This window comes from Klebsiella sp. K-3 (assembly GCF_051207495.1).
Classification (GTDB): Bacteria; Pseudomonadota; Gammaproteobacteria; order Enterobacterales; family Enterobacteriaceae; genus Klebsiella; species Klebsiella aerogenes.
Map to the genome: position 1 here is coordinate 105,772 of NZ_JBPNXF010000005.1, position 12,548 is coordinate 118,319.

The 12,548-nt window shown below is 57.4% G+C and carries 11 protein-coding genes; 7 read left to right on the plus strand and 4 right to left on the minus strand.

Annotated elements, in window-relative coordinates; all coding sequences use genetic code 11:
• The first annotated feature begins 14 nt into the window (after positions 1-14).
• Together deoB and deoD are read left to right on the plus strand one after the other, a co-directional pair.
• Positions 15-1,238 carry a phosphopentomutase gene (deoB, locus tag ACSEMK_RS09325; RefSeq protein ID WP_045395913.1) on the plus strand — a complete coding sequence of 408 codons (1,224 nt, stop codon included), beginning with the start codon at positions 15-17 and terminating at the stop codon, positions 1,236-1,238.
• A 197-nt stretch (positions 1,239-1,435) separates the two neighbouring features.
• Positions 1,436-2,155: a purine-nucleoside phosphorylase gene (gene deoD / locus ACSEMK_RS09330; protein ID WP_002887789.1), complete on the plus strand. Its 720-nt coding sequence runs from the start codon at positions 1,436-1,438 to the stop codon at positions 2,153-2,155.
• A gap of 79 nt (positions 2,156-2,234) precedes the next feature.
• Here deoD and lplA read toward each other — a convergent pair whose 3' ends face one another.
• Complete coding sequence (gene lplA, locus ACSEMK_RS09335; protein WP_435336400.1) at positions 2,235-3,251, minus strand: lipoate--protein ligase LplA; 1,017 nt, start codon at positions 3,249-3,251, stop codon at positions 2,235-2,237.
• Between the two features lie 17 nt (positions 3,252-3,268).
• Positions 3,269-3,901 carry a YtjB family periplasmic protein gene (locus ACSEMK_RS09340; protein ID WP_015368377.1) on the minus strand — a complete coding sequence of 211 codons (633 nt, stop codon included), beginning with the start codon at positions 3,899-3,901 and terminating at the stop codon, positions 3,269-3,271.
• A gap of 104 nt (positions 3,902-4,005) precedes the next feature.
• On the opposite strand from ACSEMK_RS09340, the gene serB reads away from it, so the two are divergent.
• From serB to nadR, 3 genes are all read left to right on the plus strand, one after another.
• Positions 4,006-4,977, plus strand: a complete 972-nt coding sequence (serB, locus tag ACSEMK_RS09345) for a phosphoserine phosphatase (protein WP_015368376.1) — start codon at positions 4,006-4,008, stop codon at positions 4,975-4,977.
• Between the two features lie 9 nt (positions 4,978-4,986).
• Positions 4,987-6,369, plus strand: a complete 1,383-nt coding sequence (radA, locus tag ACSEMK_RS09350) for a DNA repair protein RadA (protein WP_015368375.1) — start codon at positions 4,987-4,989, stop codon at positions 6,367-6,369.
• Positions 6,370-6,436: 67 nt separating this feature from the next.
• Positions 6,437-7,669 carry a multifunctional transcriptional regulator/nicotinamide-nucleotide adenylyltransferase/ribosylnicotinamide kinase NadR gene (gene nadR / locus ACSEMK_RS09355; protein WP_020079664.1) on the plus strand — a complete coding sequence of 411 codons (1,233 nt, stop codon included), beginning with the start codon at positions 6,437-6,439 and terminating at the stop codon, positions 7,667-7,669.
• A gap of 93 nt (positions 7,670-7,762) precedes the next feature.
• Here nadR and ettA read toward each other — a convergent pair whose 3' ends face one another.
• Positions 7,763-9,430, minus strand: a complete 1,668-nt coding sequence (gene ettA / locus ACSEMK_RS09360; protein WP_113374553.1) for an energy-dependent translational throttle protein EttA — start codon at positions 9,428-9,430, stop codon at positions 7,763-7,765.
• 219 nt (positions 9,431-9,649) lie between these two features.
• On the opposite strand from ettA, the gene sltY reads away from it, so the two are divergent.
• Entirely contained in the window at positions 9,650-11,587 is a 1,938-nt protein-coding gene (gene sltY / locus ACSEMK_RS09365; protein ID WP_087858210.1) for a murein transglycosylase, read from the plus strand.
• Between the two features lie 87 nt (positions 11,588-11,674).
• On the plus strand, positions 11,675-12,001 hold the full coding sequence (gene trpR / locus ACSEMK_RS09370) for a trp operon repressor (protein ID WP_015368371.1): 327 nt from the start codon (positions 11,675-11,677) through the stop codon (positions 11,999-12,001).
• Here trpR and yjjX read toward each other — a convergent pair.
• On the minus strand, positions 11,988-12,503 hold the full coding sequence (gene yjjX, locus ACSEMK_RS09375) for an inosine/xanthosine triphosphatase (protein ID WP_113374555.1): 516 nt from the start codon (positions 12,501-12,503) through the stop codon (positions 11,988-11,990). The genes trpR and yjjX overlap by 14 nt on opposite strands.
• Positions 12,504-12,548: the final 45 nt, after the last annotated feature.

Here is a 12,548-nt window from a genome sequence, read left to right on the forward strand (position 1 = left end):
GTATGGAGAACAAGATGAAACGTGCATTTATTATGGTGCTGGACTCCTTTGGGATTGGCGCAACGGAAGATGCTGACCGCTTTGGCGATGTGGGTGCCGATACCATGGGCCACATTGCGGAAGCCTGCGCCAAAGGTGAAGCTGACAATGGTCGTAAAGGCCCGCTGAATTTACCTAACCTGACCCGTCTGGGCCTGGTGAAAGCGCATGAAGGTTCTACCGGTAAAATTGCCGCCGGTATGGACGGTAATGCCGAAGTCGTTGGCGCCTACGCCTGGGCGCATGAACTCTCTTCCGGTAAAGATACGCCGTCTGGCCACTGGGAAATCGCCGGCGTGCCGGTGCTGTTTGATTGGGGCTACTTCAGCGATCATGAAAACAGCTTCCCGCAGGAACTGCTGGATAAACTGGTTAAGCGCGCGAACCTGCCGGGCTACCTCGGCAACTGCCACTCATCCGGTACCGTGATTCTGGATCAACTGGGTGAAGAGCATATGAAAACCGGGAAACCGATTTTCTATACCTCTGCTGACTCGGTGTTCCAGATAGCCTGTCACGAAGAGACTTTCGGTCTCGACAAGCTGTATGAGCTGTGCGAAATCGCCCGTGAAGAACTGACCGAAGGCGGCTATAACATTGGCCGCGTGATTGCGCGTCCGTTCGTGGGCGACAAAGCCGGTAACTTCCAGCGTACCGGTAACCGTCACGACCTGGCGGTCGAACCGCCGGCGCCGACCGTGCTGCAAAAGCTGGTCGACGAGAAAAACGGTCACGTGGTTTCCGTGGGTAAAATCGCCGACATCTACGCCAACTGCGGCATCACTAAAAAGGTGAAAGCCACCGGGCTGGACGCGCTGTTCGACGCGACCATCAAAGAGATGAAGGAAGCGGGCGACGAGACTATCGTCTTCACTAACTTCGTCGACTTTGACTCCTCCTGGGGTCACCGTCGTGACGTCGCTGGCTACGCAGCGGGTCTGGAACTGTTTGACCGCCGTCTGCCGGAGCTGATGGAGCTGGTTGGGGAAGACGACATTCTGATCCTCACCGCCGACCACGGCTGCGACCCGACCTGGACTGGTACCGACCACACTCGCGAGCACATTCCGGTGCTGGTGTACGGTCCGAAAGTGAAGCCGGGTTCGTTAGGCCACCGCGAAACTTTCGCCGATATCGGCCAGACGCTGGCGACATACTTTGGTACGTCGCCGATGGCGTACGGTAAAAACATGCTGTAATACCCGTTGTCTTTCGCGCTGTAGATGCGTTGACTTCATTCGCTCACCCCGGTCACATAGTTAATCTATGCTCCCGGGGATTCACGAATTCGTCGCCTTCCTACAACGCGAAATCCTTAGGGTATTTGAATACGTTTTGTAGGCCTGACAAGGCGTAGCCGCCATCAGGCTCGAACAATTTATATAAGGATAAAACGATGGCTACCCCACACATTAACGCAGAAATGGGCGATTTCGCTGACGTAGTTTTGATGCCGGGCGACCCGCTGCGCGCGAAGCACATTGCAGAAACCTTCCTCGAAGACGTGCGTGAAGTAAACAACGTGCGCGGCATGCTGGGCTTCACCGGTACCTACAAAGGCCGCAAAATCTCCGTGATGGGCCACGGTATGGGTATCCCATCCTGCTCTATCTACACCAAAGAGCTGATCACCGATTTCGGCGTGAAAAAAATCATCCGTGTCGGCTCCTGCGGCGCGGTACGTGAAGATGTCAAACTGCGTGATGTGGTTATCGGCATGGGCGCGTGCACCGACTCTAAAGTCAACCGTCTGCGCTTCAAAGACCATGACTTCGCGGCGATTGCCGATTTCGGCATGGTACGTAACGCGGTAGACGCAGCCAAAGCGCTGGGCGTTGACGCGCGCGTCGGCAACATCTTCTCCGCTGACCTGTTCTATACGCCGGACCCGTCTATGTTCGACGTGATGGAAAAATACGGCATTCTGGGCGTGGAAATGGAAGCGGCCGGCATTTATGGCGTCGCGGCGGAGTTCGGCGCGAAAGCGCTGACCATCTGCACCGTTTCCGATCATATCCGTACCCACGAGCAGACCACTGCCGCTGAGCGTCAGACGACCTTCAACGATATGATCAAAATCGCGCTGGAATCCGTACTACTGGGCGATAAAGAGTAAGACCTGTTGTGCCGGGTGGCGGCTTCGCCTGACCCGGCCTACGGTTTCCCAGGCCCGCTAAGCGCAGCGGGCTTTTTTATCAGCGCACCGCGCCGGCCATCCACGCCGACAGTTCTTTTAGTTCCGCTTCCTGCTCCGGGAAATCGGCGAGCAGCGCCTCACACTGCTGCTGTAATATTTCCGCCCGATACTGACAACCGACTAATCGTGCCGCCAGCGCCTCGAGCGGCGCCGGGTTCAGGCTATCGGTAAAAGCCTGCGCGCGGGTGATATGGCCCTTCTCGACGTCAAAATGCAGCTCGACGCCGCCCCAGCGAAAGCGCTCATCCAGCAGGTGAGAGAAAGCGGGCGCCTGACCGAAGTTCCACTCCCAACTGCTCTGGCGGGCGAAGGTCTCGGCAAAATTCGGCAGATCCGGCGTGTTGTCCGGCGAAATGACTTCCGCCGCTACCCGTTCGCCGTAATGGTTGAAGAATGCCTCCTGAATGGCTTCGCAAATCTGCTGGTGGGTAATGCCCGGTAGGAGTTCAACCAGGTTCGCCACGCGCCCGCGTACCGAGGTAATGCCTTTGGCCTGTAGCTTTTTCTTGTCCGGATTAAGATAGTTGGCGAGACGGCTTAAATCGGCGTTTAGCAGCAGGGTGCCGTGATGAAAACCGCGGTTCATCGTTTCGCGATAGGCTGAACCAGAAACCTTGCGATCGCCGTTGTCGGTTTTGACCACCAGATCGTTGCGCCCGGAGGCCTCCGCGGTCACGCCAAGCGAATTCAATGCCGCCAGCACGATAGCGGTAGAAACGGTTTTGTCGTATTCCGGTTTGCCTGCCATAAAGGTAAAGCAGGTATTGCCGAGGTCGTGGAATACCGCGCCGCCGCCGCTGCTGCGACGGGCCAGCCGCACGTTATCTTCTTCCATGCGTCGGGTATTACACTCCTTCCACGGGTTCTGCGCGCGGCCAATAACCACGGTGTCGGCGTTACGCCACAGAAACAGTACCCGTTGGGTGGCCGGCATCTGGCGGAAAATACACTCCTCGACCGCGAGGTTAAACCAGGGGTCGTAGGAATCGGAGAGCAACAGGCGGAGCGTCGGCATAGGATATCCTTGTCTGATTAATCTTTATCTTCGTCCTGGACGGGCTTATTGGCGGTGAGCAGGAAGGGCGATTGCTGCCAGCGGGTACGTTTACCCTGCAGCAATGTGCGGGTCAGCACCACGCCGATTGCCAGCGACAACAGCAGCATCAGGCGTAAGATATTGGTGGTATTATCCACCTGTTTCGCCTCAGTGGCTAACGTGTGGGTATCCAGCGTCAGGCGCAGATAGCCGACCGGGCCGTTTTTGCCGAGGATCGGCTCGACGATTTGCTGGTTAAAGTAGCCGCCGGCTTTTTTGCCATCCAACGCCAGGCGGTCGCGCACGTCGACGCTTTCGCCGGAGCGAGCCACCAGATCGCCCTGTTCATCATATACACCGGCATCGAGCACCCGGCTTTTATCCGTCAGCTGTTCCAGCAGGCGGGTAATGCGCTTTTCGTCGGGCGTTTCGCTACGCATCAGCGGCGCCAGGTTCAGCGTAACCTGCTGCGCCAGCGTTCGCGCCAGCTCTTCCAGCTGCGGATTACGCTGCTTTTGGCTATTCTGACTGAACCACGAGGCGCCCTGCATTAGCGCGACGAGAAGCGCGAGACAGATCAGAACAATGACGGCGCGATGCAGTCGGAATTTCAGTTTTGCTCGTACCATATTCCACCTTTGAAAATTTGCAGCTTAATGTTGCCAGAAGCGCTGGTTACAAGGTAGCCTCATGCGTTATTTTCCTCGCCTGAATGAAGAGATGTGGAGCCGTAATGCCTAACAGTTTGACCTGGTGCGACCTGCCCGAAGATGTTTCCTTGTGGCCTGGGTTGCCGCTTTCCCTGAGCGGCGACGAGGTCATGCCGCTGGATTATCACGCCGGGCGCAGCGGCTGGCTGCTGTATGGTCGCGGTCTCGATAAACGTCGGCTGACGGCGTGGCAGCGCGAGCTCGGCGCGGCGCTGGTCATCGTCTCTTCCTGGGTCGTGGAGGATTATCAGGTGATTCGCCTGGCGGGTTCGCTGACGCAGCGCGCCACGCGCCTGGCCCACGAAGCCGGGCTGGACGTCGCGCCGCTGGGCAAAATCCCGCATCTGCGCACGCCGGGCCTGTTGGTGATGGATATGGACTCCACGGCGATTCAGATCGAATGTATCGATGAAATTGCTAAGCTTGCCGGCACCGGCGAGCTGGTTTCGGAAGTGACCGAACGCGCGATGCGCGGCGAGCTCGACTTCACCGCCAGCCTGCGCCAGCGCGTCGCCACTCTGAAAGACGCCGACGCGAACATCCTGCTGCAGGTGCGGGAAGCGCTGCCGCTGATGCCGGGGCTGACCCAACTGGTGCTGAAGCTGGAAACGCTGGGCTGGAAGGTGGCCATCGCCTCCGGCGGCTTTACCTTCTTTGCCGAATACCTGCGCGATAAGCTGCATCTCGACGCGGTATTCGCCAACGAGCTGGAAATTATGGACGGGAAGCTCACCGGCAACGTTATCGGCGATATTGTCGATGCCAAATATAAAGCCAACACTCTACGTAAACTGGCGGAAAAATATGAAATTCCGTCGGCGCAAACCGTGGCGATTGGCGATGGCGCCAACGATCTGCCGATGATCAAGGCGGCAGGTCTCGGCATTGCCTATCATGCGAAACCAAAAGTCAATGAACAGGCGGAAGTCACCATCCGCCACGCTGACCTGATGGGGGTATTCTGTATTCTCTCCGGCAGCATGAATCAAAAGTAAGAGGTTAACGTGGCGAAAGCTCCAAAACGCGCATTTGTCTGTAATGAATGTGGTGCGGATTATCCGCGCTGGCAGGGGCAGTGCAGCGCCTGTCATGCCTGGAACACCATCACCGAGATGCGCATCGCCGCCTCGCCGCAGGTGGCGAGAAACGAGCGTCTGTCAGGTTACGCTGGTAATGCCGGCGTGTCGAAGGTACAGAAGCTGTCGGAGATAAGCCTGGAGGCGCTGCCGCGTTTCTCCACCGGATTTAAAGAGTTCGACCGCGTGCTCGGCGGCGGCGTGGTTCCGGGTAGCGCGATTCTAATCGGCGGCAACCCCGGCGCCGGGAAATCGACGCTGCTGCTGCAAACCCTCTGCAAGCTGGCCGAAGGGATGAAAACGCTGTACGTCACCGGGGAAGAATCCCTGCAGCAGGTAGCGATGCGTGCGCATCGTCTCGGGCTGCCGACGGCGAACCTGAATATGCTCTCGGAGACCAGCATCGAGCAAATCTGCCAGATCGCCGATGAAGAAAAGCCGCAGCTGATGGTCATCGACTCCATCCAGGTGATGCATATGGCTGATGTCCAGTCGTCGCCGGGGAGCGTGGCCCAGGTACGTGAAACCGCGGCTTATCTGACGCGCTTTGCCAAAACTCGCGGCGTGGCGATCGTGATGGTCGGCCACGTCACCAAAGATGGCTCGCTGGCCGGGCCGAAAGTACTGGAACACTGTATTGACTGCTCGGTGCTGCTGGACGGCGATGCCGATTCCCGTTTCCGCACGTTGCGCAGCCATAAAAACCGCTTTGGCGCGGTCAACGAACTCGGCGTCTTCGCGATGACCGAGCAAGGCCTGCGCGAAGTCAGCAACCCCTCCGCCATCTTCCTCAGCCGCGGCGATGAAGTCACCTCCGGCAGCTCGGTCATGGTGGTATGGGAAGGCACCCGCCCGCTGCTGGTTGAGATCCAGGCATTGGTCGATCACTCAATGATGTCTAATCCGCGTCGCGTAGCGGTAGGCCTGGAACAGAACCGTCTGGCGATCCTGCTGGCGGTGCTGCACCGCCATGGCGGCCTGCAGATGGCCGATCAGGACGTCTTCGTTAACGTGGTTGGCGGGGTTAAGGTCACTGAAACCAGCGCCGATCTGGCGCTGCTGCTGGCGATGGTTTCGAGCCTGCGCGATCGCCCGTTGCCGCAGGATCTGGTGGTCTTTGGCGAAGTCGGATTAGCCGGTGAAATTCGCCCGGTGCCAAGCGGCCAGGAACGTATTTCCGAGGCGGCGAAGCACGGGTTCCGTCGCGCCATCGTCCCGGCGGCCAATGTGCCCAAAAAAGCGCCGGAAGGGATGCAAATCTTTGGCGTGAAAAAACTGGCCGATGCGCTGAGCGTTTTTGACGACTTATAATGATACCCGTCATACTTCAGGGTATGACGGGTATCAAACCCGAGTTTGCAGGAGGCACGCATAAACTATGTCGTCATTCGACTATCTGAAAAACGCCATTAAGCAAAAGGGTTGTACGCTGCAGCAGGTGGCGGAAGCCAGCGGGATGACCAAAGGTTATCTCAGTCAGCTATTAAACGCGAAAATCAAAAGCCCGAGCGCCCAGAAGCTTGAAGCGTTACACCGCTTCCTCGGCCTTGAATTCCCGCGCAAACAGAAAAGCGTCGGGGTGGTTTTTGGTAAATTTTATCCGCTGCATACCGGGCATATCTACCTGATTCAGCGCGCCTGTAGCCAGGTCGATGAGCTTCATATCATCATGGGCTATGACGACACTCGCGACCGCGAGCTGTTCGAAGAGAGCGCCATGTCGCAACAGCCGACGGTTCCCGATCGTCTGCGCTGGCTGCTGCAAACCTTTAAATATCAAAAGAACATTCGCATCCACGCCTTCAACGAAGAAGGGATGGAGCCGTACCCGCACGGTTGGGACGTCTGGAGCCGCGGGATCCGCGCCTTCATGAGTGAAAAGGGAATCGAGCCAAACTGGATTTATACCTCAGAAGAGGCCGATGCGCCGCAGTATCTGGAACATCTGGGGATCGAAACCGTGCTTATCGATCCGAAGCGAACCTTCATGAGTATCAGCGGCGGCCAGATCCGCGAAAACCCGTTCCGCTATTGGGAATATATTCCGACTGAGGTCAAACCGTTCTTTGTGCGTACGGTGGCGATCCTCGGCGGCGAGTCGAGCGGTAAATCGACGCTGGTGAATAAGCTCGCCAATATCTTCAATACCACCAGCGCCTGGGAATATGGCCGCGATTACGTCTTTTCACACCTCGGCGGCGATGAAATGGCATTGCAGTATTCCGATTACGATAAAATCGCGCTGGGGCACGCACAGTACATTGATTTCGCGGTGAAATACGCCAATAAAGTGGCGTTTATCGATACTGACTTCGTCAGCACTCAGGCCTTCTGCCTGAAGTACGAAGGCCGCGAACATCCGTTCGTGCAGGCGTTAATCGATGAATACCGCTTTGATCTGGTGATCCTGCTGGAGAACAACACGCCGTGGGTGGCCGATGGGCTGCGTAGCCTCGGTAGTTCGGTAGATCGCAAAGAGTTTCAGACGCTGCTGGTATCGCTGTTGAAAGAAAACGACATTGAGTTCGTGCACGTGGAAGAGTCGGACTACGACGCCCGGTTCCTGCGCTGCGTTGAGCTGGTGAAGCAGCTGATGGGCGAGCAGGGGTAGAGGCTCTGCGGGCTGTAGCCCTCACCCCAACCCTCTCCCAATGGGAGAGGGAGCAAACACTAAAAAAGGCAACTTGCGTTGCCTTTTTGTATTTTATTTTGAGATACGTTTGTACTTGATACGCTTCGGTTCCAGCGCATCGGCGCCGAGGGTGCGTTTCTTGTACTCTTCGTACTCGGTAAAGTTACCTTCGAAGAACTCAACCTTACCTTCATCCTGGTAATCAAGAATGTGGGTCGCGATACGGTCAAGGAACCAACGGTCGTGCGAGATAACCATGGCGCAGCCCGGGAACTCCAGCAGGGCGTTTTCTAGCGCGCGCAGGGTTTCGATATCCAGGTCGTTGGTTGGTTCATCGAGCAGCAGTACGTTACCGCCGACCTGCAGCAGCTTCGCCAGGTGCAGACGCCCACGCTCACCGCCGGACAGCTCGCCAACGCGTTTGCCCTGGTCGACGCCTTTGAAGTTAAAGCGGCCAACGTAGGCGCGGCTCGGCATCTCGGTGTTGCCGATCTTCATGATATCCAGGCCGCCGGACACTTCTTCCCAAACGGTCTTGCTGTTGTCCATCGCGTCGCGGAACTGATCGACGGAAGCCAGTTTAACGGTTTCACCCAGCGTGATGGTGCCGGAATCAGGCTGTTCCTGGCCTGACATCATGCGGAACAGGGTGGATTTACCCGCGCCGTTCGGACCGATGATACCAACGATAGCGCCTTTCGGTACGGAGAAGCTCAGATCGTCAATCAGTACGCGGTCGCCGTAAGATTTGCGCAGATTGCTGACTTCCAGAACTTTATCGCCCAGACGCGCTCCTGGCGGAATGAACAGTTCGTTGGTCTCGTTACGTTTCTGGTATTCGACGTTGTTAAGCTCTTCAAAGCGCGCCAGACGGGCTTTGCCTTTAGACTGACGGCCTTTCGCGCCCTGACGAACCCACTCGAGTTCTTTCTCGATAGATTTGCGGCGTGCTGCTTCCTGAGAAGCTTCCTGCGCCAGACGCTGATCTTTTTGCTCCAGCCAGGAGGAGTAGTTGCCTTCCCACGGAATACCTTCACCGCGGTCAAGTTCGAGGATCCAACCAGCGACGTTATCGAGGAAGTAACGGTCGTGGGTAATCGCCACCACGGTGCCTTCGAAATCGTGCAGGAAGCGTTCCAGCCAGGCGACGGATTCGGCGTCGAGGTGGTTAGTCGGTTCGTCGAGCAGCAGCATGTCTGGTTTTTCCAGCAGCAGGCGGCATAGCGCGACGCGGCGGCGTTCACCACCGGAAAGAGTGGCGATTTTCGCATCCCAGTCCGGCAGGCGCAGGGCATCGGCCGCACGCTCCAGCTGTACGTTCAGGTTATGGCCGTCGTGCGCCTGGATGATCTCTTCGAACTTGCCCTGTTGCGCGGCAAGCTTATCGAAGTCGGCATCCGGCTCGGCGTATTTGGCATAAACTTCGTCCAGGCCTTTCAGCGCGTTAACCACTTCGGCGACCGCTTCTTCAACGGATTCGCGCACGGTGTGCTCCGGATTCAGCTGCGGCTCCTGCGGCAGGTAGCCAATTTTGATACCGGGCTGCGGGCGCGCTTCACCTTCGATCTCGGTGTCGATACCGGCCATGATGCGCAGCAGGGTAGATTTACCGGCGCCGTTCAGACCGAGAACACCGATTTTCGCGCCAGGGAAGAAACTGAGGGAGATATTTTTCAAAATATGACGTTTCGGCGGAACCACTTTGCCGACACGATGCATGGTATAAACGAATTGAGCCACGTTGGACTTCGCCTCTTTCTATTCTGATAGATAGTTCAAAGGCGAAGTGTAGCCTTTTTCGCGCGGTAATCCCAGCGAGGCGACAGGATTCACAGAAGCGTAAAAAAATGTTCAGGACATGGCATGTTTTCAGTTGTCTGATTAGCATAACTAAGCAATACCTGATTTTTTTGAAGCGGCACGATGCCGCGGTGATGCACCAAACTAGAGGAAGAGCTTGTGGAAAAAGCCAAAACTACGGCATGGCGTCTTCTGGCTGCCGGCGTGAGTCTGCTGACGCTAAGCCAGCTGGCACATGCGGATTCACTGGATGAACAGCGCAGCCGCTATGCTCAAATTAAACAAGCGTGGGACAACCGCCAGATGGATGTCGTCAATCAGTTGATGCCTACGCTCAGCAGCTATCCGCTGTATCCCTACCTGCAATATCGACAAATCACCGATGACCTGATGAACCAGCCGCCGCTGGTGGTCACTAATTTCATTGCGGCGAATCCGACGCTACCGGCGGCGCGTTCGTTGAAATCCCGCTTTGTTAATGAGCTGGCGCGGCGCACCGACTGGCGCGGCTTGCTGGCGTTCAGCCCGGATAAACCGACGACAACCGAAGCGCAGTGTAACTACTACTACGCCAAACTTAGCGTCGGCCAATCGCAGGAAGCCTGGAGCGGGGCGAAAGAGCTGTGGCTGACCGGCAAGAGCCAGCCAAATGCCTGCGATCCGCTGTTCAGCGCGTGGCGCGATTCCGGGCAGCAGGATCCGCTGGCCTATCTCGAACGAATCCGCCTGGCGATGAAGGCCGGTAATACCAGCCTGGTCCGCGTGCTTGCTCAACAGATGCCCTCAAACTATCAGAGCATCGCTTCGGCGGTGGTGGCGTTAGCCAACGATCCCAATAGCGTGATGACCTTTGCCCGTACCACCGGGGCCACTGACTTTACCCGCCAGATGGCGGCGGTCGCTTTTGCCAGCGTCGCGCGTCAGGATGTGGAAAATGCCCGTCTGATGATCCCGTCGCTGGTGCAGGCGCAGCAGTTGAATGAGGATCAAACCCAGGAGCTGCGCGATATTGTCGCCTGGCGCCTGATGGGCACCGATGTGACCGAAGCGCAGGCGGAGTGGCGCGATGACGCAATCATGCGTTCACAATCGACTTCGCTGGTGGAACGCCGGGTTCGTATGGCGCTGGGTAGCGGCGATCGTCATGGGCTGAACACCTGGCTGGCGCGTCTGCCGATGGAGGCGAAAGAGAAAGACGAGTGGCGCTACTGGCAGGCGGATCTGCTGCTGGAGCGCGGACGCGATGACGAAGCGAAAACGATCCTGCATTCGCTGATGCAGCAACGCGGCTTCTATCCGATGGTTGCCGCTCAACGTCTGGGCGAAGAGTACACCTTCCGCATTGATAAAGCCTCCGGCACTATCGACCCGGCTCTGGCCTCCGGCCCTGAGATGGCGCGCGTTCGCGAGCTGATGTACTGGAACATGGACAACACCGCGCGCAGCGAATGGGCGAATCTGGTAAGCAGCCGGACCAAATCGCAGCAGGCGCAGCTGGCGCGTTACGCTTTTGATCAACACTGGTGGGATCTCAGCGTACAGGCGACGATCGCCGGTAAATTGTGGGATCAGCTGGAAGAGCGCTTCCCGCTGGCGTACAACGATCTATTCGCGCGTTACATTAGCGGCAAAGATATTCCGCAGAGCTACGCGATGGCGATTGCGCGTCAGGAGAGCGCCTGGAACCCGAAAGTGCGTTCACCGGTCGGCGCCAGCGGCTTGATGCAGATTATGCCAGGCACCGCGACGCATACCGTTAGCATGTTCAGCATTCCTGGTTATAGCAGCCCATCGCAACTGCTGGATCCGGAAACCAATATCAACATCGGTACCAGCTACCTGCAGTACGTCTACCAGCAGTTTGGTAATAACCGTATTTACGCTTCCGCCGCCTATAACGCCGGGCCAGGACGCGTACGCACCTGGCAGGGCAATAGCGCCGGGCGCATCGATGCGGTGGCATTTATCGAGAGTATTCCGTTCTCGGAAACCCGCGGGTACGTAAAAAACGTCCTCTCTTACGATGCCTATTACCGCTACTTTATGGGCAAGCAGGATAACTTGCTGAGCGACGCCGAATGGCAACAGCGTTACTGATCGTCCGGAAGTATGTTATTCTTTGTACTCGTTGAAGAGTACATTCGACGGGCAGCCTGGCTGCCCGTCTCAACATGGCGACGTAACATGACCCAACAATCTCCCTATTCAGCGGCCGTGGCCGAACAACGTCATCAGGAGTGGCTGCGCTTCGTGGCGTTGTTGCAGCAGGCCTACGCCGAGGATCTTCACCTGCCGTTACTGCAGCTGATGCTGACGCCCGACGAGCGCGAAGCGCTGGGTACCCGGGTGCGCATTATTGAAGAGCTGCTGCGCGGCGAGATGAGCCAGCGCGAACTGAAAAACGAACTCGGCGCCGGTATCGCTACGATTACTCGCGGCTCAAATAGCCTGAAATCGGCGCCGGTAGAGCTACGGCAGTGGCTGGAACAGACGCTGCTTAACGATAAATAGCGTTATGGAATGGGCTTAGCGCCAGCACTACCGCCTGATGGTAAACGCTGCTGCGCGTCAGTTTACCGCCGGTAAAGACGCCGATAGCGCCCTCTTTGCGGCCGATCTGGTCGATCCCGGTATGCTGCGACATGACCGGCCCCAGCGCTTCCCCGGCGCGAACCTGCGCAAGGATCGCCTCCGGCAGCGGCAGGGTTGCCGAGCGCGCTTCGCCGCGCTGCTGGCGGCTCTCAATCACTACCCAACTGAAGGTGCTGCCTTCATCGATCCCGGCTTCTATCGCCACCCAAAAATCAGCCTCCGGCTGCGCGAGCCTGGCATTAGCGACGCGATTTCGTGCGCCAGCCCGCGTTTCCTCGCTGCCGAAGGGTTGTTCCGGCACGCCGCTCTCGACGGCGACGGACTCAATATGGCAGGATCCTTCGCCGAAGATCTCGTTAAAAGCCTGCAGAATTGCCTGAATTTTGGCGGGATTAGTGGTAGCTGAGACAACATGGTGCATAATCAAAACAACTCAGAATTAATTAACGTCATCGCAGTATACTCT

Excerpts from the sequence above, each read along its gene's own strand:
- deoB (WP_045395913.1), top strand. The coding sequence starts at position 15 with ATGAAACGTGCATTTATTATGGTGCTGGACTCCTTTGGGATTGGCGCA.
- serB (WP_015368376.1), top strand. The coding sequence starts at position 4,006 with ATGCCTAACAGTTTGACCTGGTGCGACCTGCCCGAAGATGTTTCCTTG.
- trpR (WP_015368371.1), top strand. The coding sequence starts at position 11,675 with ATGACCCAACAATCTCCCTATTCAGCGGCCGTGGCCGAACAACGTCAT.
- lplA (WP_435336400.1), bottom strand. The coding sequence starts at position 3,251 with ATGCCGACGCTCCGCCTGTTGCTCTCCGATTCCTACGACCCCTGGTTT.
- nadR (WP_020079664.1), top strand. The coding sequence starts at position 6,437 with ATGTCGTCATTCGACTATCTGAAAAACGCCATTAAGCAAAAGGGTTGT.
- yjjX (WP_113374555.1), bottom strand. The coding sequence starts at position 12,503 with ATGCACCATGTTGTCTCAGCTACCACTAATCCCGCCAAAATTCAGGCA.
- ACSEMK_RS09340 (WP_015368377.1), bottom strand. The coding sequence starts at position 3,901 with ATGGTACGAGCAAAACTGAAATTCCGACTGCATCGCGCCGTCATTGTT.
- deoD (WP_002887789.1), top strand. The coding sequence starts at position 1,436 with ATGGCTACCCCACACATTAACGCAGAAATGGGCGATTTCGCTGACGTA.